General features: G+C 60.9%; 22 protein-coding genes, 2 tRNA genes and 2 pseudogenes. 11 read left to right on the top strand and 15 right to left on the bottom strand.

Annotated features, from left to right (window positions below):
* Nucleotides 1-146 precede the first annotated feature (146 nt).
* Both sohB and D906_RS00945 read left to right on the top strand, forming a co-directional pair.
* Entirely contained in the window at nucleotides 147-1,166 is a 1,020-nt protein-coding gene (gene sohB, locus D906_RS00950) for a protease SohB (protein WP_019096524.1), read from the top strand.
* 154 nt (nucleotides 1,167-1,320) lie between these two features.
* A tRNA-Cys gene (locus D906_RS00945) sits at nucleotides 1,321-1,394 on the top strand.
* Nucleotides 1,395-1,491: 97 nt separating this feature from the next.
* Here the strand turns inward: D906_RS00945 and D906_RS00940 are convergent.
* Nucleotides 1,492-1,707, bottom strand: a pseudogene (locus D906_RS00940) (integrase); the annotation flags it as partial.
* A 45-nt stretch (nucleotides 1,708-1,752) separates the two neighbouring features.
* Nucleotides 1,753-1,869, bottom strand: a pseudogene (locus D906_RS00935) (DUF159 family protein); the annotation flags it as partial.
* 239 nt (nucleotides 1,870-2,108) lie between these two features.
* On the opposite strand from D906_RS00935, the gene D906_RS26955 reads away from it, so the two are divergent.
* On the top strand, nucleotides 2,109-2,294 hold the full coding sequence (locus D906_RS26955) for a hypothetical protein (RefSeq protein WP_016711433.1): 186 nt from the start codon (nucleotides 2,109-2,111) through the stop codon (nucleotides 2,292-2,294).
* Between the two features lie 517 nt (nucleotides 2,295-2,811).
* On the opposite strand, the gene D906_RS26705 is transcribed toward D906_RS26955, so the two are convergent.
* From D906_RS26705 to adhP, 3 genes are all read right to left on the bottom strand, one after another.
* Nucleotides 2,812-3,048, bottom strand: a complete 237-nt coding sequence (locus D906_RS26705) for a hypothetical protein (RefSeq protein WP_081741848.1) — start codon at nucleotides 3,046-3,048, stop codon at nucleotides 2,812-2,814.
* Nucleotides 3,049-3,312: 264 nt separating this feature from the next.
* Nucleotides 3,313-3,519, bottom strand: a complete 207-nt coding sequence (locus D906_RS00920; RefSeq protein WP_019096526.1) for a DUF6434 domain-containing protein — start codon at nucleotides 3,517-3,519, stop codon at nucleotides 3,313-3,315.
* Nucleotides 3,520-3,608: 89 nt separating this feature from the next.
* Nucleotides 3,609-4,619, bottom strand: coding sequence for an alcohol dehydrogenase AdhP (adhP, locus tag D906_RS00915; RefSeq protein ID WP_019096527.1), 1,011 nt, complete (start codon nucleotides 4,617-4,619; stop codon nucleotides 3,609-3,611).
* Between the two features lie 383 nt (nucleotides 4,620-5,002).
* Between adhP and D906_RS00910 the strand changes: the two genes are divergently transcribed.
* Nucleotides 5,003-5,200, top strand: coding sequence for a hypothetical protein (locus D906_RS00910; protein ID WP_016711430.1), 198 nt, complete (start codon nucleotides 5,003-5,005; stop codon nucleotides 5,198-5,200).
* 1 nt (nucleotide 5,201) lies between these two features.
* Here D906_RS00910 and D906_RS00905 read toward each other — a convergent pair whose 3' ends face one another.
* Together D906_RS00905 and D906_RS00900 are read right to left on the bottom strand one after the other, a co-directional pair.
* Entirely contained in the window at nucleotides 5,202-5,615 is a 414-nt protein-coding gene (locus tag D906_RS00905) for a DoxX family protein (protein ID WP_027615020.1), read from the bottom strand.
* A gap of 104 nt (nucleotides 5,616-5,719) precedes the next feature.
* A tRNA-Leu gene (locus tag D906_RS00900) sits at nucleotides 5,720-5,804 on the bottom strand.
* A gap of 201 nt (nucleotides 5,805-6,005) precedes the next feature.
* Here D906_RS00900 and D906_RS00895 point away from each other — a divergent pair.
* The 4 genes from D906_RS00895 to D906_RS00880 all read left to right on the top strand — a co-directional run bounded on the left by D906_RS00895 (nucleotide 6,006) and on the right by D906_RS00880 (nucleotide 9,337).
* On the top strand, nucleotides 6,006-6,275 hold the full coding sequence (locus D906_RS00895) for a hypothetical protein (RefSeq protein ID WP_019096529.1): 270 nt from the start codon (nucleotides 6,006-6,008) through the stop codon (nucleotides 6,273-6,275).
* Between the two features lie 84 nt (nucleotides 6,276-6,359).
* A complete protein-coding gene (locus tag D906_RS00890; protein ID WP_019096530.1) occupies nucleotides 6,360-7,520 on the top strand; it encodes a nitrogen regulation protein NR(II) in 1,161 nt (386 codons plus the stop codon).
* 5 nt (nucleotides 7,521-7,525) lie between these two features.
* Entirely contained in the window at nucleotides 7,526-8,971 is a 1,446-nt protein-coding gene (locus tag D906_RS00885) for an ATPase domain-containing protein (protein WP_019096531.1), read from the top strand.
* A gap of 12 nt (nucleotides 8,972-8,983) precedes the next feature.
* A complete protein-coding gene (locus D906_RS00880) occupies nucleotides 8,984-9,337 on the top strand; it encodes a response regulator (protein WP_016711425.1) in 354 nt (117 codons plus the stop codon).
* A 45-nt stretch (nucleotides 9,338-9,382) separates the two neighbouring features.
* Here the strand turns inward: D906_RS00880 and csrA are convergent, their stop codons facing one another.
* The 8 genes from csrA to D906_RS00845 all read right to left on the bottom strand — a co-directional run bounded on the left by csrA (nucleotide 9,383) and on the right by D906_RS00845 (nucleotide 15,146).
* Nucleotides 9,383-9,580, bottom strand: a complete 198-nt coding sequence (gene csrA, locus D906_RS00875) for a carbon storage regulator CsrA (protein ID WP_004375914.1) — start codon at nucleotides 9,578-9,580, stop codon at nucleotides 9,383-9,385.
* A gap of 253 nt (nucleotides 9,581-9,833) precedes the next feature.
* Nucleotides 9,834-10,856, bottom strand: coding sequence for a DNA topoisomerase IB (locus D906_RS00870; protein WP_019096532.1), 1,023 nt, complete (start codon nucleotides 10,854-10,856; stop codon nucleotides 9,834-9,836).
* Nucleotides 10,857-10,913: 57 nt separating this feature from the next.
* Complete coding sequence (modC, locus tag D906_RS00865; RefSeq protein ID WP_025753707.1) at nucleotides 10,914-12,005, bottom strand: molybdenum ABC transporter ATP-binding protein; 1,092 nt, start codon at nucleotides 12,003-12,005, stop codon at nucleotides 10,914-10,916.
* Between the two features lies 1 nt (nucleotide 12,006).
* On the bottom strand, nucleotides 12,007-12,687 hold the full coding sequence (gene modB, locus D906_RS00860; protein ID WP_016487935.1) for a molybdate ABC transporter permease subunit: 681 nt from the start codon (nucleotides 12,685-12,687) through the stop codon (nucleotides 12,007-12,009).
* Entirely contained in the window at nucleotides 12,687-13,445 is a 759-nt protein-coding gene (modA, locus tag D906_RS00855; RefSeq protein ID WP_025753708.1) for a molybdate ABC transporter substrate-binding protein, read from the bottom strand. Before modA ends, modB begins: the two co-directional genes overlap by 1 nt.
* Nucleotides 13,446-13,515: 70 nt before the next feature.
* The gene (locus D906_RS00850; protein WP_019096534.1) at nucleotides 13,516-14,613 is read right to left on the bottom strand and encodes a nitronate monooxygenase family protein; all 1,098 of its coding nucleotides are present in this window, start codon (nucleotides 14,611-14,613) and stop codon (nucleotides 13,516-13,518) included.
* Between the two features lie 51 nt (nucleotides 14,614-14,664).
* The gene (locus D906_RS26565; RefSeq protein ID WP_012051910.1) at nucleotides 14,665-14,835 is read right to left on the bottom strand and encodes a hypothetical protein; all 171 of its coding nucleotides are present in this window, start codon (nucleotides 14,833-14,835) and stop codon (nucleotides 14,665-14,667) included.
* A gap of 8 nt (nucleotides 14,836-14,843) precedes the next feature.
* Nucleotides 14,844-15,146: a DUF1883 domain-containing protein gene (locus tag D906_RS00845; protein WP_003250918.1), complete on the bottom strand. Its 303-nt coding sequence runs from the start codon at nucleotides 15,144-15,146 to the stop codon at nucleotides 14,844-14,846.
* 159 nt (nucleotides 15,147-15,305) lie between these two features.
* On the opposite strand from D906_RS00845, the gene D906_RS00840 reads away from it, so the two are divergent.
* The 3 genes from D906_RS00840 (at nucleotide 15,306) to D906_RS00830 (ending at nucleotide 17,304) form a co-directional block, all read left to right on the top strand.
* Nucleotides 15,306-15,665, top strand: coding sequence for a hypothetical protein (locus tag D906_RS00840; protein WP_019096535.1), 360 nt, complete (start codon nucleotides 15,306-15,308; stop codon nucleotides 15,663-15,665).
* Between the two features lie 77 nt (nucleotides 15,666-15,742).
* A complete protein-coding gene (locus D906_RS00835) occupies nucleotides 15,743-16,393 on the top strand; it encodes a cytochrome c (protein ID WP_027608852.1) in 651 nt (216 codons plus the stop codon).
* Nucleotides 16,390-17,304, top strand: a complete 915-nt coding sequence (locus D906_RS00830; protein WP_025753710.1) for a c-type cytochrome — start codon at nucleotides 16,390-16,392, stop codon at nucleotides 17,302-17,304. The genes D906_RS00835 and D906_RS00830 overlap by 4 nt, the downstream gene beginning before the upstream one ends.

Below are 17,304 nucleotides of genomic sequence, written 5' to 3'. Positions count from 1 at the left end.
GGCTGTCAACGAAAAAACATACAAGCGTTTGAAAAGGTTGTTTGAAAGATGTTGCCAGCGTTTGCACCGGCTGGCAGCACCTCGGGTGCAACGGTATGCTTGCAACAGTTACGCGCCGCCGTGGCGCAGGTATTTAAGGAGTCAACGTGGAGTTTCTTGCCGAATACGCAAGCTTTCTCGCCAAAACCGCCACCCTGGTCATCGCCATCCTGGTGGTGCTGTCAGCCATCGCCGGGCTGCGCGGCAAGGGGCGGCGCAAATCGGGGGGGCAATTACAGGTCACCCGCCTGAACGAGTTCTACAAGGACCTGCGCGAGCGCCTTGAGTCCGGCCTGCTGGACAAGGCCCAGCTCAAGGCCTTGCGCAAACAGCAGGCCAAGGCGGAAAAACGGCAGAAGAAGGGCAAGGCCGAGGAAAAGGGCCGGGTCTTCGTGCTGGATTTCGATGGCGACATCAAGGCCTCGGCCACTGAAAGCCTGCGTAACGAAATCACCGCGCTACTGACCCTCGCCACACCGCGTGACGAAGTGGTGCTGCGCCTGGAGAGTGGCGGTGGCCTGGTGCACAGCTACGGCCTGGCAGCTTCGCAGCTGGCGCGCATTCGTCAGGCTGGCATCCCGCTGACCGTGTGCATCGACAAGGTGGCCGCCAGCGGTGGTTACATGATGGCCTGCATCGGCGAGAAGATCGTCAGTGCGCCGTTCGCCGTGCTGGGTTCGATCGGCGTGGTGGCGCAGCTGCCTAACGTCAACCGCCTGTTGAAGAAGCATGACATCGACTTCGAAGTGCTGACTGCTGGCGAGTACAAACGTACCCTCACCGTGTTTGGCGAAAACACCGAGAAGGGCCGGGAGAAGTTCCAGGAAGACCTGGACATCACCCACCAGCTGTTCAAGGACTTCGTTGCACGCTACCGCCCACAGTTGCACATTGACGAAGTGGCCACCGGTGAAGTCTGGCTCGGGGTTGCGGCGCTCAACCGAAAGCTGGTGGACGAACTGCAGACCAGCGACGAATACCTCAGCGAGCGTGCGCGCAATGCCAACCTGTTCCACCTGCACTATGCCGAACGCAAGAGCCTGCAGGAACGCATCGGCATGGCGGCGAGCGGCACGGTGGAGAACACGGTGGTAGGTTTGTGGAGTAAACTCGGGCGTCTGCGCTAACACCTTGAACCCGTTGAAATTTTTTTTCGTTCAGGGGGTTGCAAGGTTAAAGGAATGAAGACATAATGGCGCCCATCGAAACGCAGCAAACTTTGAAAAAGGTTCAGCGTTTCAAGGAGATAGCAAAGCGCAAGCAGCTAGATCCGACCTTTGAGGCCGAGTAGCAAAGTGGTTATGCTCCGGATTGCAAATCCGTCTACGCCGGTTCGATTCCGACCTCGGCCTCCACCATTCGAAAGCCCCGCAGACTAACGTCTGCGGGGTTTTTCTTTATGGGTCAAAAAAGCCAAGAGTTCCGAAACTTTTGGCATGGAGTTTCAAAAACTCAGCCTTTGGAGAGCTTGGCGATGGCGCCAACGCGACGATAAACGCGCTCGGCGATCCCCTCTTTTGAGTGATTCAGCAGCAGGCTTGCAGCGCTCAGGTCGTTGATCTCGGATGCTGCCTTCGGTCTGATGTCGCGGAACTGGAACTGGGCGATACGGTTGGCCAGATCCGGCTTGTTCTCGACCTCGGCCTTCACTCTGGCATCCTCTCGGGCTGCGTGAGTACCACCAAGCCCAGGACTGTGGCGCACCGCTAAGGAGATAATCTCGGCACCTTGGTTGCGTACATTCCCTACGGCGGCGCTCACCCGGTACCATTCAAAGGCGTCGGCCGGTTCGCTCAAGTTGAGCACCAGTTGCTCTGCATGCTCGCTCGGCGATTCTCACGCTACTGCTGCAGTACTGGAACTGACGCTAGCCACAGACCAGGCTCATGCAGCTTGTCAGCGGCGGCGGCTGGTTAGGCATGCGGGGTTTTCGAAAGAAACTGCCGAGTTTTGCGTTGAATAGGCTGGTAATTTTCAGTATCTGGCTCTTATTCATACGGAATCTGTCAATAGCCTGTATAGTGACTGCGTAGCCGTGTTTTGCGGCTGCTCACTATGAGGTTGCTTTTATGCTCCAGGCCATATCCCCCGAGACGCAGCGTGCCCATGAGCGCTTGAATGAACAGACTCAATTGTTCGTCAAGCTGGGAGGCCAAATTGAAAGCGTTCCTGCAGGAGTCAGCGGGGTGCTAGCTAGCAAGCCGAAATCTGTTTGGACCAACCCTCAAACGGCCAAGTCCATCCACAAGCGATAGCGCGTCAAAGTGCACTACTTGGTTGCTTCATTGCGAACGCGAGGGCTCAAGTATGTTTGATGCGCCAAGTGATTTAGATATTTCTGGATGGATTGGAGTCAGCGAGACGGAAGTAGCTTTTTACCGGGGTAGTATGTTTCGATTGAAGGATGATTCGTGGCTCATCCATTTTTCTTTCGCAATGCTCCGAGCGCTACGCCAGAGGCTTACTGACGGTTTACCCTCCTTGTCACAGTTGAAAACCAGGCGACAGGCGTATGAGTGAGTTGGATTGAGCGTACGATCCTGACGCGGTGCCGTTCGGAGAAAAGCAGCAGGCAGATAGAGTTGTACGAAGTGGCAGAAAACTACACCTAGCGCCGCTAATCCACGCAGCCCATCAAGGTGTGAGTAACGTTCGTTCATCGGTAGGCCTTCGTTTGGGTCGCGCGACTCTATTCGCAACACTAGAGTTTCCCAATACTTCGGCCACCTCAATCAAAAAAACACGGTGGAACCGCAGCCTTGCGCATCCGTTCTAGCCTTCAGGCAAGGTTACGCCACAGACAAAATCACGCGACCCCAGGCGATGCGAGCCGAACTCCACGACGTAACCTTCCCCTCGGCACTTTGCCTCTGCTTCGGCCGTCTTCTGATCGGCATAGACGTCGACAAAATGCCATGGATGCCTGTCTCTCAGAACGCCCCATCCCAGAACCCAGCCCGCTCTGGAAGGATCTGGCGGTAGATGCTTGGCCAAGCTTCGAATCGACATGCCCATCTCCTCGTGTGTACAGGCTCGATGCTGCATCTTGAGCACTTATTTTGAACCGCACCACCCATACGTGGGTCATCAGAAGGGAGGGCGGTAAAGACGCTCCGGTTCCCTCACCACGTATTGAAATGTTCACAAGCTAAGGTTGAGCTCAAGCCCATTCCACCAGCGAGGTCGTCAGGAAATGGATTATTCCAGCATGGTTGAAGCGTTGGACAAGATGTTGGAGAAAGCAGCTGCAACGCAGGTGCCCGCCAATGAAAGTCAGCGATGCATCCGTAACCATTCATCCGCGACGTCTCCCATAGTGGACGGCGTGCCGCTCTTGATCCACGCCATGAAGGCTCCGTCGAACTTGAATGCCTGGCCACACTCGCCGAGTAGAAACTGACGCACCTTCTGCGTGTTGCGGTAGTGCTTGTCCAAGGGCGTGGTGCGGGTAATCGGCCCAGCGTGCCAGTCGAAGCTCATGGTCTATTCCTTGACTATGAAAAGGACAAAAGCCCGTGAATGATCATCCACGGGCTTTTGGTCGTTCGAAATGATCGGCCTTCAGGCTATCAACCTTCGAACTGGATCACCATGCGGCCTTTGATCTTGCCTTCCAGCATCTCGTCGAAGATCTGGTTGATGTCCTCGATCGGCCGCAGGGTTACCTTGGGCACTACTTTGCCTTCAGCGGCGAACTGGAAGGCCTCTTGCAGGTCTTGCCGTGTGCCGACCAACGAGCCAACCACTTCGATCCCGTCCAGCACCAGGCGGGGGATATTCAGGTCCATGGACTCTGACGGAAGCCCCACGGCAACCAGGCGGCCGCCTGCGCGTAGCGCGTCCACGGCCGAGTTGAAGGCGGCTTTGGCAACGGCGGTAACCACAGCAGCATGGGCGCCCCCGGTCTTGGCCTGGATGACCTTCGCGGCGTCTTCGGTGCGCGAGTTGATAACCAGGTCGGCGCCCATTTCGCTGGCGAAGCGCAGTTGCTCTTCATTGACGTCAATGGCGATCACTTTGGCGTTGAACACGTTCTTGGCGTATTGCAGCGCCAGGTTGCCCAGGCCGCCGAGGCCGTAGATGGCGATCCATTGGCCTGGGCGGATGTTGGAGATTTTTACCGCCTTGTAGGTGGTCACGCCGGCGCAGGTAACGCTGCTGGCGGCGGCGGAGTCGAGGCCGTCAGGTACTTTGACCGAATAGTCGGCTTTGACGATGCAGGCTTCTGCCATGCCGCCGTCTACGGTGTACCCGGAATTCTTCACTTCGCGGCACAGGGTTTCGTTGCCGCTGGTGCAATAGTCGCAATGCCCGCACCCCTGATAAAACCATGCCACGCTGGCGCGGTCGCCCGGCTTGAGCGAGGTAACGCCCGGCCCGACTTCCTGGACCACGCCGATGCCTTCGTGGCCCAGCACGACGCCGGTCTTGTCACCGAAGTCGCCATTTTTTACATGCAGGTCGGTGTGGCACACACCGCAGCATTGCATCTTCAGCAGCGCTTCACCGTGTTCGAGGGGGCGCAGGGTTTTCTCAACCACATCCACGCGACGGCCTGGCGCAACAACAGCAGCTTTCATATGAGCCTCCGTGTCTATCCGAGTGAGCTTGGGTTATCGCTGGGTTAGCATAGCCCTTGCGTCGCCAGGCAAAACTGCTTCAGGTCATGGAGTGCGTTAGCGCCATAAAAAGAAAAGCCCGCGGCAATGATGCGGCGGGCTGCAAGAACGTACGGAGCAGGGTCAGTGTGCCCATCCGTTTGTCAGTATTTCGTGAAGTGCAGGTCATGAGGGTGTCATGTGGGTAAAAGCATAAAAAAGCCCGCCATGAGCGGCGGGCAAAAGACGTTTGAAGGGAGAGCCTGCAGGTTGCGCCCGGCTGGTTAACCCAGGATTAAGTGGCAACGCATTGACCTTGGAACCTGATCAGCCTATACAGGCCTGCCATCACGCCAGGAGCCAGCATGCACGACGAAGACGACCTGCACGAACCCGAGCACGATCACCTGCTCGACCATGAGTTTCTCTACGACGACGTGGAGCACGAGGCAGATGCCCAAGGCGCCGAGGATGAAGTGGAAGAAGACGAGGAAACGCTGGATGACCTCGATGACGAGGAGCGGGATCACCCAGCCTGGTTCGACGATTGCGAAGACGACTGACCTAGCGGCCGTCCAACGAGAAGCGCCCTGGGCCGCTCACGGCCAGCATTAGCAGGCCGCCCATGATGGCGAGGTTTTTCAGGAACTGGGTCATGTTGGCACTGCGCTCGGGGTCGACCATGTTCCAGAACGGGTGGCCCAACAGCGCCGTGCCCAGCACGAACAGTGCGAACAGGAACGCCAGTGGCCGGGTATAGAAGCCCAGGATCAGCAGGATGCCGACCACGAACTCCATGAGCACGGCAATCGCTGCCGCCAGCATGGGGGCAGGGGCACCCAGCGAGGTCATGTAGCCGACCGTGCCGTCAAAGCCGGTCAGCTTGGCCCAGCCAGACAAGACGAACAGGATCATCAGCAGCACGCGGGCTATCAGGATAATGATGTCGCGTTGGCCATCGAACAGGGAGTAGCGCATGGCGGCGTTCCAGTGGACGAGTACAAGTTCCACTCTAGCAGCTGCGCGGGACATTGCCGGCAGGCAGCAAAAAGGCGCCGCAAGGGCGCCTTTTCAACGAAGTTTGGTGCGAGTGGCGGGACTCGAACCCGCAAGGCTCACGCCGACAGATTTTAAGTCTGCTGTGTATACCAATTCCACCACACTCGCACGCTTGAAGGGGTCGTAACGACCAGCTCGCTTCTAAGCAGAAGGGCTTCGCAATCAAGCGCGCTTTATAACCCATTGTTATAGTTGAGTCAACTGCAGCACCTATGATCAACAGAGTGAAGGGTCGAGCGAACGGGTAATTGACACCTTGCTGTCATTACGCCACTGTTGCCCTTTTATTGGATCCAAGAGTATGCGGCGATGACTCAGTCTGACGGTTGCGAGCGTGTCGTGCGCCCACGGCTGTTCTGGCGGCTGCTGTTTGCGCAGGTGATCGTGTTGGGCGCTTTTCTCTACCTCAGCCTGGTCAGCCTGGGTGTTTACCTGCTGATGTTGGGGTTCGATGCCGAACATCCGCAGCGGCTGATGGCCCTGGCAGGTGGCGGGGTTATCATGCTGGTTGGCCTGTGGCTGCTGAAAGTCGCCATGCCGCGACGCATCAGCCCGATACTGGTCGAGCCTGAACGGTGACCCACGGTAGCTGCACGGCTGTTTGTCGCCGGGCGTGTTCGGCTAAGCTCATTTTGTTCCTCCCGCTGTACCAGTGGAGCTTGCATGGTTTCAGCTGACTGCCCCGACCACCCCGTCATGCCTGCCCACCGCTACGAGCAGCTGGTTCAGTCGGTGGTGGACTACGCCATCTACATGCTTGACCCTGCCGGCCATGTGGTGTCGTGGAATGCCGGTGCGCAACGGATCAAGGGTTACCGCGCCGATGAAGTGATCGGCAAGCATTTCTCGCTGTTCTTCACGCCGCAGGACTGTGCCGACGGCCGCCCGGAGCGCTTGTTGCGCCAGGCGCTGGAGCAGGGTGTAGCGCAGGATGAAGGGTGGCGCGTGCGCAAGGATGGTACACAGTTCTGGGCCTTGGCGGCGCTGGACGTGATCCGCGACGACCAGGGCCAGATCATCGGCCTGGCCAAAGTTACCCGGGACATCACGGACCGCCGCGAGTCGGCGATGCAACTGGACGCGGTGCGCGCCCAGCTGTTCCAGGCACAGAAACTGGAGGCCCTCGGCCAACTGACTGGCGGGCTGGCGCATGACTTCAACAACATGCTGACCATCATCATCAGTTCGGCGCGCCTGGCGATAGCCACCCAGGACCCGGCGCGTGCCCAGCGCATGCTGCAACATATTCTGGATGCCGGGCAGCGAGGCACTGAACTGACCCAGCAACTGCTCAGCTTTGCCCGCCACCGCAAACTCGATGTGGCGTGTGTAGCGCCGGCAGACCTTGTAGCTGCCACGCGTGGGCTCCTGGAACATGCCCTGCCCAGTTCGATTGACCTGCAGGTGCAGTTGCAGGCGGACTTGCCGCTGATCGAAGTGGATGCCGGGCAATTGCAGATGGTGCTGCTGAACCTGTTGTTCAACGCCCGCGATGCCATCGCAGGGGAGGGCCGGATAGGCTTGTCGGCCGAAGTAGTCGAACTGGCGGGCGACGTGGAAGGGTTGCAAGGCCGTTTCGTGCGTTTTGTGGTGGCAGACAGCGGCGAAGGCATTGCGCCTGAGGTATTGCCACGCATCTTCGAGCCGTTCTTCACGACCAAACCTTTCGGCAAGGGCACTGGCTTGGGCCTTAGCCAGGTATATGGCTTTGCCAGGCAGAGCGGCGGCGCCATTTTTGTCGACAGTGAGCCCGGCCACGGAACTTCCATGCAACTTTACTTGCCAACGTATCAGGACAAGACCCACAGCAATCTCGACAGGTGAGCATCATGGCACAGGCACTCAGGCGGCTGGTGACGGGTATCGAAGGGCTCGATGCCTTGCTCAAGGGTGGCTTGGTAGCCGGTGCCTCCTACATCATTCAGGGCCCACCGGGTGCGGGCAAGACCATTCTCGCCAACCAGCTGGCCTGTGGCCATGTACGCGGCGGTGGCCGGGTGCTGGTGGCCACCTTGCTGAGCGAGTCGCATGAGCGGCTGTTCCAGTACCTGGGCACGCTGGACTTCTTCGACCCTTCGCTGGTCGGCGACCAGATCCAGTTTGTCAGTGCCTTCGACACCCTTGAGCAGGAAGGGCTGGATGCCGTTGTGCGGCTGTTGCGCCAGGAAATCGCCCGGCAGCAGGCCAGCTTGCTGATCGTCGACGGTGTACTCAATGCCCGGGTGCGCGCGGAAACTGCGCTGGACACCAAGAAGTTCGTCTCCGAGCTACAGGGTCATGCGGCCTTCGCCGGCTGCACGGTGCTGCTGCTCACCAGCGCACGGCTGGACGAGGGCAGCCCGGAACACACCATGGTCGATGGCGTGATCGAGTTGGGTGAGCAACTGGTGGGCAGCCGCGCCGTGCGCCATATCCAGCTGCGCAAGACGCGCGGCAGTGGGGCGTTGTCGGGGCGCCATGAGTGCCTTATCGATGAAAGCGGCATGCATGTCTACCCGCGCCTTGAGGCGTTGTTCAGCCACCCCAGCCAGCTGGGCAGCACCATTCCTGCTCGCATCAGCAGCGGTGTGCCAAGCCTGGATGAAATGCTCGACGGCGGCCTGTCCACGGGGTCGGTCAGCTTGCTGATCGGGCCTTCGGGTATTGGCAAGACATCCTTGGGGCTGGCCTTTCTGGGGGCCAGCACTGCGCAAGCGCCGGGGCTGCATTTCGGCTTCTACGAAACACCCGAACGCCTGCGTAGCAAGGCTGCATCGCTGGGTTACGACTTTGCAGCGATGGAACGCGCCGGCAGCCTGCAGCTGTGCTGGCAACCGACCACCGAAGGTTTGTTGGACCAGGTAGGGGCGCGCCTGCTCGAACGTGTCGAGGCGCAGGGCTGCAAGCGCGTGCTGATTGATAGCCTCGGGGCGTTCAGCCGACTGGCTGTTGACCCGGCGCGTCTCAATGCATTTTTCCGCGCCTTGACCGGTGAACTGCGCGCGCGTGATGTGAGCGTGATGCTGACCTGGGAAATGCGCGATATCTTCGGCTCGGAAATCAGCGCCCCGGCCCCGGACCTGTCGAGCATCGTCGACAACCTGATGCTGATGCGCTTCGTCGAGCTGGATTCGCAGCTGCGGCGCATGCTGTCGATCCTCAAGGTGCGTGACAGTCACCATGACCCTGCTTTGCACGAACTGCTGATGGGGCCGCAAGGCATTAGCCTGCGCAAGGCGTTCGAAGGCGCCTGTGGCGTGCTCTCGGGAACGCCGGTGCCGCAAGGGGGCGGGTGACGGAGCAGGCCCATGAACACCATCCTGATCGTCGATGACGAGTACCTGATTGCCGATATCCTCGGTTTTGCCCTGGAGGACGAAGGCTACCTGGTGGAAAAGGCGAGCAATGGCTGCAAGGCGCTGGAAGCGCTCAAGGAGAAGCGTGTTCAGCTGGTCATCACCGATTACATGATGCCGCTGCTAAACGGTGAAGAGCTGGTGCGCTCGATGCGTGAAGACCCGGCCTTGAGCGAGTTACCGGTCATCCTCATGAGCGGCGCACAGGCCAACCAGGGATGCCCGGAACTGTTCGCCGCCGTGTTCGACAAACCGTTCGACATGGACTGTATGGTCGCCAAGGTGCACGAACTGCTCGGCACCTGAGGCGTGGGGCGATCAAGCGCGTCCGTGCGGCTTGAGGCAGGTCGCTCAGTGCGAGTCGTCGTGCTTTTCCGGGGCCGGGCTGCCGGCCTGGATGCGCTTGAAGATTTCTTCGCGATGAACCTGAACATCTTTCGGTGCATCGATCCCGATCCTCACCTGCATCCCTTTGACGCCCAGAATGGTGACTTTGATGTCATCGTTGATGACGATGCTTTCGCCAACCTTGCGGGTGAGTATCAGCATGTAGATCTCCTTGGTGATGTAAAAGACCGCCAGGCTAATTGCCTTGGCGGCGGGAGCGGGTCCCTCTTCCTTCTCATTAAAGACGCTTTCGGCGGATAGTAATTCCCCGACAGACAAATTCTGTTGCGAGTCTTCAGTTGCAGGTGCCGAAGCAAACCGTCAGCGTTTTGCCGGTCAAGGTGCTCGGTGGCAAGAATAGGGCGCTTGGCGGCCAATGGGAAATTTCTTCGCATCATGGGGTGAATAGACAGGCTTAATGGTCATCCTGTTCCTCAAGTGCCTGCAGAAATATCAGCAATGCCACTTCTTCGGGGTCCAGCCCTTTGCGCACTCGGCTTTTCGGCAAGTTGGCCAGGCGCCCCAAGGCATAGTGCTCAAGTACCGCAGGGTGTATATAACAACGCCTGCACACTGCGGGCGTATTGCCAAGGCGTTTGGCGACCTGGCGGACTACTGCGGCGACTTGGCGTTTGGCCTCGGCGTCCGGCTCCCAGGCCAAGGGCTTCAGCAGGTCCAGGGCCAGGCTGCTGCCGGCCCAGGTGCGGTAGTCCTTGGCGGTGAAGTCGGCGCCGGTCAGCTGCTGCAGAAACTGGTTGACCTCGCTGGAGCCGACGCTGTGGCGCTGGCCGTCCTCATCCAGGTATTGAAACAGTGCCTGTCCGGGCAGCTCCATGCAGCGTTTGAGCAGGCTGGCAAGCCGCCGATCGTTGAGGGTGACGTTGTGCTCCACGCCGCGCTTGCCGCGGAACTGGAAGCGGATGGTGCTGCCTTTGATCTGCACATGACGGTTGCGCAGGGTGGTCAGACCATACGACTGGTTGTCGCGCAGGTAGCGTTGATTACCAATGCGGATCAGGGTGTGGTCGAGCAAGCTCACTACCAGCGCCATCACTTTTTCCCGGTCCAGGCCTGGCCGTGCCAGGTGGCTCTCCAGTTGTGCGCGCAGTTCAGGCAGGGCCTGGGCAAAGGCCAGCATACGCCCATACTTGTGCTGGTCGCGCAGCTCGCGCCACTGCGTGTGGTAGCGATACTGCTTGCGGCCACGCGCGTCGCGGCCGGTTGCTTGCAGGTGGCCCTGTGGGTCGGGGCATATCCACACATCCGTGTAGGCCGGCGGAATCACCAGCGAAGCGATACGGGCGAGGGTTTCGCTGTCGCGAACCCGTTGGCCATCGGTATCCAGGTAGATGAAACGGTCGCGCCAGCGTCTCCGGGTCAGGCCCGGCTGGCTGTCGTCAACGTAGTGCAGGGTGCGTGGCAGGGGGCAGTCGAGCATGGGCGGCAGGCCTCGATCAAGTCACTGATCAATGGACAACGCCCGTGTAAAGGATGCTCAGCCCAACAGGGCCACCGACTTGATCTGGGCAAACAGCGCCTGGCCCGGGTGCAGGCCGAGCTGGTCTGCCGAGAAGCGGGTGATGCGGGCGAGCAAGGCATTGCCGCCGGCATCCAGGCTCACCAGCACATGGGCCGGGTTATCGGCCGGGCGGCTTTCGCGCACACGCACCGGCAGGCGGTTGAGAATGCTCGATGTGCTGTCAGCCGTCAGCGCCAGGCTGACGTCCCGGGCCTGCACCTTGACCCGCAGGGTACTGCCCATCACATGTGCCGTGTGGGCGATGCGCAACAGCGGCCCGCCGCTGCCGGGCAGACGCAGGTCGAGCAGGTCGTAGTGCGGGTCATGCCCCACCACCATGCCGTCGAAGACGACGCCGGCATCCTCGCCCTGGGCCAATGACAGATCCAGGCGTGCCAGGGTTTCGCCGATCGGGCCGCTGGCCACCGCCTTGCCTTGCTCCAGCAGTACCAGGTGGTCGGCCAGGCGTGCCACTTCATCCTGGGCGTGGCTGACATACACCAGTGGAATGTCCAGTTCGTCGTGCAGGCGCTCCAGGTAGGGCAGGATCTCGCGCTTGCGCGGCCCGTCCAGGGCCGCCAGAGGCTCGTCCATCAATAGCAGGCGCGGGCTGCTGAGCAGGGCGCGGGCAATGCCCACCCGCTGCGCTTCGCCGCCAGACAAGGTGGCAGGACGGCGTTCCAGCAAGTGGCCGATGCCCAGCAACTGGCACGCCTGCTCCAGGCTGACCTTGCGCTCGGCAGCCGCCACCCGGCGCCAGCCGAATTCCAGGTTGCCGCGCACCGACAGGTGCGGGAACAGGCTGGCCTCCTGGAACACATAGCCAACCGGGCGCAGGTGCGGTGCCTGGAAGTAGCCGCGGGCACTGTCTTCCCAGACTTCGCCGTTAACCTCGATGTAGGCGCTGGCGGCCCGTTCCAGCCCGGCCAGGCAGCGCAGGCAGCTGGTCTTGCCAGAGCCCGAGTGGCCGAACAGCGCGCTGATGCCGCGCCCCGGAAGGTGCAGGTCGACGTCCAGGGTAAAGTCGTCGCGCGCCAGAATCAGGCGCGCCACAATCGATGCGGTCATCTCAGCTCCAGCCAGCTTTGCCACGGCGCCCGGCGTACAACAGGAGCAGCACCAGGAAAGAGAACACCAGCATGGCACCGGCCAGCCAGTGGGCTTGTGAATACTCCATGGCCTCGACGTGATCGAAGATCTGCACCGAAACCACGCGGGTCTTGTCGGGGATGTTGCCGCCAATCATCAGCACCACGCCAAACTCGCCGACGGTGTGGGCAAAGCCAAGAATGCTGGCGGTGACGAAGCCGGGACGGGCCAGTGGCAGCACCACATGCACGAAAGTGTCCCACGGGCTGGCGCGCAGGGTGGCAGCGACTTCCAGTGGGCGCTGGCCGATCGCACCAAAGGCATTTTGCAACGGCTGCACCACGAACGGCATGGAATACACCGTTGAACCGATCACCAGGCCCGTGAAGCTGAATACCACGCTGCCCAAGCCAAGCGCCTGGGTAGCCTGACCGAGCCAGCCGTGCGGGCCGAGGGCGATCAGCAGGTAAAAGCCGATCACCGTCGGTGGCAATACCAGTGGCAGTGCCACCACCGCACCCACCGGCCCGCGCAGCCATGAGCGCGTGCGCGCCAGCCACCAGGCGATGGGGGTGCCGATAACCAGCAGGATCAGGGTGGTCAGGCTGGCCAGTTTAACGGTCAGCCAGATTGCCCCCAGGTCACTGGCATCCAGTGGCATCAGCGTTCATAGCCGTAGGACTTGATTACCGCTGCGGCTTTTGGGCCTTTCAGGTATTCGACCAGCGCCTTGGCGGCGGCGTTGTCCTTGCCTTTGTTGAGGATTACGGCGTCCTGGCGGATCGGGTCGTGCAGGTTGGCTGGTACGATCCAGGCCGAGCCACTGGTCACCTTGCCGTCCTTGTAGATCTGCGACAGGGCGACGAAGCCCAGTTCGGCATTGCCGGTGGAGACGAACTGGAAGGCCTGGGTGATGTTCTGGCCTTCGACGATCTTGCCTTTGGTGGCTTCGGTGAGCTTCAGCTTGTCCAGCACCTGGGTGGCGGCCAGGCCGTAGGGTGCCGCTTTCGGGTTGGCGATCGACAGGTGTTGGTAGGTGTTTTTCTTCAGTACTTCACCCTTGGCATCTACGTAGCCTTCTTTGGCCGACCACAGGGCGAGGGTGCCGATGGCGTAGGTAAAGCGCGAACCGGGGACGATCTCCTTTTCGTCTTCAAGCTTTTTTGGGGTGGTGTCGTCAGCGGCGAGGAACACTTCGAACGGTGCGCCGTTCTTGATCTGGGCATAGAACTGCCCGGTGGCGCCATAGGCCGCGACCAGCTTGTGACCGGTGTCTTTCTCGAAGTCCTTGGCAATGGCCTGGATAGGGGCTGTGAAGTTGGCTGCGACCGCGACCTGTACCTCATCGGCCCAGGCAGTGTTGAAGGCGAGCAGGCTGGCCAGGGCGGTGAAGGCCGGGAGGGACGGGCGGATACGCATGAAAACAGCTCCTTGGGGTTATCGTTATATCCTGAACTATATAGCGATAGGCCATTTGTGGGGAAGAGGGTCAGCCTGCTGAAGCAGAAGCCTGACGACAAACAACGGCCAGCGCCTTTTCGGCAATCGCCCGGGTCAAATCCCCGGCCGGCATGTGCCGCCCTAGCCGCAGCGCCTGTCCCGACCACAAGTTGCTGAAATCACTGTTGCCCTGCGGCTCGGTAATCGCCCGCAATGGCATCAATGCCCCACCCGCCAGCGGGAAGCGCGGTGCAAGCGCGCTCATCGGCCCCAGCTCACGCATGATGCGGTTGTTGATGCCACGCGCCGGGCGCCCGGTAAACAGGTTGGTCAACGCGGTCTCGCTGGCAGGGGCACTGTCCAGGGCCTTGCGATGAGCCGGCGAAACCTTGGCCTCGGGGCAGAACAGGTAAGCGGTTCCGATCTGGACAGCCGAAGCGCCCAACGCCAGTGCCGCCACCAGGCCGCGGTGGTCACCGATACCGCCAGCGGCGATGACCGGCACACTGACCGCATCCACTGCCTGCGGCACCAGGGCGAAGGTGCCGATCTGGCTGGTGATGTCATCGCTAAGGAACATGCCGCGGTGGCCACCGGCTTCGTACCCCATGGCAATGATTGCGTCACAACCGCGGCGTTCCAGCCAAACCGCTTCTTCCACCGTGGTGGCGCTGGACAGCACCTTGGCACCACTGGCCTTCACCCGTTGCAACAGTTCAGCCTGCGGCAGGCCGAAGTGAAAGCTGACCACTTCCGGGCGCAGTTGCTCGACCAGCTGGCAGCTTTGCTCATCGAACGGCGCACGGTTGGACACCGGCGTGGGTGCCGAAAAGTCGGCCCCCGTTTCGCTGTAATAAGGCGCCAGGGCCTGCTTCCAGCGTACATCGCGCGCGCTGTCGGGCGCGGGCGGCTGGTGGCAGAAAAAGTTCAGGTTCAGCGGGCGGCCCGGGCAACCGGCGCGGAATGCGGCGATTTCCGCGCGTATCTGTTCGCCGGTAAGCATGGCGCAGGGCAGGGCGCCCAGCCCGCCTGCCAGGCCCACGGCGATGGCCATGGGCGAGCCTGTCGCGCCGGCCATGGGGGCCTGGAGAATGGGCAGTTCGATGCCCAGCAGGTCGAGGATTCGGCGGTCGGGCCAGTGGCTCATGCGGTTCTCCATGTGCGGGGCGGGCGGCGCTACAGGGGCTTGAAGCGGGTTTTACAAGGCCTTGCTGACCTGGATGTCGCTGATCTTCTCGGCGTCTTCGCCGTGGATCTTGCGCAGGGCTTCCAGGGCTTGTTCCTGAGAGGCATCTGGCATGAGTGCGAAGTCCCAGCGGCGCTGGCCGTCGAGCTTGTATTTGATGACGTACTTGATGGTCTGGGTCATGGGGGGCCTTACCTGAGTTTCGACGACGAACGACGGATGATCTTGATCTTGTGGGTCAGGGTCGGCTTGCGGGTGACCGAGATCGGGCGGGTGGTGACGGTATCGATGGTGATGTTCCAGAAGCCCGTGCTGGGTACGGTGATTTTCGCCGGGAACTTCTCGAAATGGCCGCCGTGGTAAGTGTGACGGCCGCCATTCTTGAAGCTGCGGAAGTTGGCGTCGTTCATCAGGCGGATATTGCAGCGCTGGGAGCACTCGATGACGACGATGTCGTCCTCGTTCAGGTGCTCGCGCTGGTGTACGAATTTCATGTGATGCTCCGCAAGGTTTGGATCTGCAAAGGCAAAAGATACCACGATGTGCCGTTACACTGCCGCGCTGTTCACCCGGCGCAGATAATTCTGCCAAAGCAGGGAGCAAAACCGCCCGGCTGTGGTCGAACCCAACTCTTGAAGGCAGAGGTGTTGCAAATGAAGTGGATGGTGGCCGCGTTAGCGGTGACGCTCGGTGGCTGCGTGAGCGTTACGGAGCTGGAGCAATCACGCGAAACGCTGGATGTGATTTCTGGCAAGAGCCCGCGTGAATATGCCGACTGTGTCAAGCAGAAGCTGGCCGATACCCGCGACCCGCTGACTGAAGAGCAGCGCGGTGACGGCCTGCGGCTGATCGTGCCGCAAAAGCTCACGTCGGGTGCCGGGCCGGCAGCGCTTGTGGATATCGACAAGCGTGGCAGCGGTAGCAGCATCAAGCTGCGCGAACGGCTGAACAACTTCCCCCTGCGCCTGGGCGATGTGCGCACCGCCGCCACCCAGTGCATCTCCGGACATTGATCTGAGGCAACGGACCTTCCGTTCTTTGCTTATATGTTTTAGGCCTAAACATATAACAAAAGAAAAGGAGTTTCGTGATGACACCGTTGAGACGCGTCGTGATCGGCAGCCTGCTGATCCTGGCCTGGCCGGTGGCGCATGCCGCCGATGGCCATAAAATCTTCACCCAGGGTGGGGCCAACCCCGCCGCCATGGCCTGCCTCGGCTGCCATGGCCCGGACGGCAAGGGTATTGCTGCTGCCGGCTTCCCTCGTTTGGCGGGGCTACCGGCCGGTTACCTCAGCAAGCAATTGCATGACTGGCGCAACGGCAGCCGCAAGCAGCCGGTGATGGAGCCGTTGGCCAAGGCCCTGAGCGACGATGAAATCAAGGCGGTCAGCCTGTACCTGGCCAGCCTGCCGGCAGACCCCGTTGGCGACCTGCGCCGCCAGCAGATTGCCGATGACCCTACCACTCGCATGGCCCTCTACGGGGACTGGAGCCGGCAGATTCCCGGCTGCGTGCAGTGTCACGGCCCCGGTGGTGGCGGGGTTGGCGAGCACTTCCCGCCCTTGGCCGGCCAGCCCGCCAGTTACCTGGTGGCGCAGCTCAATGCCTGGCGCGACGGTAGCCGCAGCAATGACCCCAACCAGCTGATGGTCGGCGTGGCCAAGGCCATGACCGATGACGAGATCAAGGCCGTTGCCGAGTTCTTCGCCCACCCCGTCAGCCAGGAGGTCAAGCCATGAAACCGATGATTCCAGCCTTGTTGCTGCTGGCCATGGGCAGCGCCCAAGCCGCGCCGATCGCCATGGAAGACCAGTCGCAGTTGAAGGTGCCCGATGTGCAGGTCGCGCCGCAGTTCATGCCGCCCGCCGAAAGCGAGTTGCCTGACAATGCCTTTGGCAAGATGGTGCGTGAAGGCCACGCTTTGTTCGTCGACACCCGTCGTTTGATGCCAGAGGCCGTGGGCAACGGCATGAACTGCAGCAACTGCCACCTTGATCAGGGGCGGTTAGCCCATTCGGCACCGTTGTGGGGCGCGTACCCGATGTACCCCGCGTACCGCAAGAAGAATGACAAGGTGAACACCTACGCCGAGCGTATTCAGGGGTGTTTCCAGTTCAGCATGAATGGCAAGCCGCCTGCTGCCGACAGCCCGCAGATGACAGCGCTGGCCGTGTACTCGTACTGGCTTTCGACCAAGGCACCCACCGGCGTGGAGATTGCCGGGCGTGGTTACCCTGAGGTGCCGCAACCCAAGGGTGGCTACGACTTCAAGCGTGGCCAGCAGGTGTACCGCGAGCAATGCGCGATTTGCCATGGTGACAGCGGCGAAGGGCAGAAGGTGGCGGGCGAATACGTGATGCCACCGCTGTGGGGCAAGGATTCCTACAACTGGGGCGCCGGCATGCACCGTATCAATACGGCGGCGTCGTTCATCAAGTACAACATGCCGCTGGGCAAACCGGGCAGCCTCAGTGACCAGCAGGCCTGGGACGTGGCGGCGTGGATCAACCGTCATGAACGGCCTCAGGACCCACGTCTGGTGGAGGGCTCCATCGAGAAGACGCGGGTGAAGTTTCATGCCAATGATGGCGTGAACCTGTATGGGCAGAAGGTTGACGGGGTGCTGGTCGGGCAGGGCACGGGTAGTTGA

It is taken from the genome of Pseudomonas sp. LAIL14HWK12:I1 (assembly GCF_003202095.1).
GTDB lineage: Bacteria > Pseudomonadota > Gammaproteobacteria > Pseudomonadales > Pseudomonadaceae > Aquipseudomonas > Aquipseudomonas monteilii.
The sequence above is the reverse complement of the archived record's forward strand: the minus strand, read 5'-3'. Positions and strand labels throughout refer to the sequence as shown.

Coding starts and splice junctions, on each gene's coding strand:
- D906_RS26955 (WP_016711433.1), top strand. CDS start 2,109: ATGCTCCAGGCCATATCCCCCGAGACGCAGCGTGCCCATGAGCGCTTG.
- D906_RS26705 (WP_081741848.1), bottom strand. CDS start 3,048: ATGTCGATTCGAAGCTTGGCCAAGCATCTACCGCCAGATCCTTCCAGA.
- D906_RS00920 (WP_019096526.1), bottom strand. CDS start 3,519: ATGAGCTTCGACTGGCACGCTGGGCCGATTACCCGCACCACGCCCTTG.
- adhP (WP_019096527.1), bottom strand. CDS start 4,619: ATGAAAGCTGCTGTTGTTGCGCCAGGCCGTCGCGTGGATGTGGTTGAG.
- D906_RS00910 (WP_016711430.1), top strand. CDS start 5,003: ATGCACGACGAAGACGACCTGCACGAACCCGAGCACGATCACCTGCTC.
- D906_RS00905 (WP_027615020.1), bottom strand. CDS start 5,615: ATGCGCTACTCCCTGTTCGATGGCCAACGCGACATCATTATCCTGATA.
- D906_RS00895 (WP_019096529.1), top strand. CDS start 6,006: ATGACTCAGTCTGACGGTTGCGAGCGTGTCGTGCGCCCACGGCTGTTC.
- D906_RS00890 (WP_019096530.1), top strand. CDS start 6,360: ATGGTTTCAGCTGACTGCCCCGACCACCCCGTCATGCCTGCCCACCGC.
- D906_RS00885 (WP_019096531.1), top strand. CDS start 7,526: ATGGCACAGGCACTCAGGCGGCTGGTGACGGGTATCGAAGGGCTCGAT.
- D906_RS00880 (WP_016711425.1), top strand. CDS start 8,984: ATGAACACCATCCTGATCGTCGATGACGAGTACCTGATTGCCGATATC.
- csrA (WP_004375914.1), bottom strand. CDS start 9,580: ATGCTGATACTCACCCGCAAGGTTGGCGAAAGCATCGTCATCAACGAT.
- D906_RS00870 (WP_019096532.1), bottom strand. CDS start 10,856: ATGCTCGACTGCCCCCTGCCACGCACCCTGCACTACGTTGACGACAGC.
- modC (WP_025753707.1), bottom strand. CDS start 12,005: ATGACCGCATCGATTGTGGCGCGCCTGATTCTGGCGCGCGACGACTTT.
- modB (WP_016487935.1), bottom strand. CDS start 12,687: ATGCCACTGGATGCCAGTGACCTGGGGGCAATCTGGCTGACCGTTAAA.
- modA (WP_025753708.1), bottom strand. CDS start 13,445: ATGCGTATCCGCCCGTCCCTCCCGGCCTTCACCGCCCTGGCCAGCCTG.
- D906_RS00850 (WP_019096534.1), bottom strand. CDS start 14,613: ATGAGCCACTGGCCCGACCGCCGAATCCTCGACCTGCTGGGCATCGAA.
- D906_RS26565 (WP_012051910.1), bottom strand. CDS start 14,835: ATGACCCAGACCATCAAGTACGTCATCAAATACAAGCTCGACGGCCAG.
- D906_RS00845 (WP_003250918.1), bottom strand. CDS start 15,146: ATGAAATTCGTACACCAGCGCGAGCACCTGAACGAGGACGACATCGTC.
- D906_RS00840 (WP_019096535.1), top strand. CDS start 15,306: ATGAAGTGGATGGTGGCCGCGTTAGCGGTGACGCTCGGTGGCTGCGTG.
- D906_RS00835 (WP_027608852.1), top strand. CDS start 15,743: ATGACACCGTTGAGACGCGTCGTGATCGGCAGCCTGCTGATCCTGGCC.
- D906_RS00830 (WP_025753710.1), top strand. CDS start 16,390: ATGAAACCGATGATTCCAGCCTTGTTGCTGCTGGCCATGGGCAGCGCC.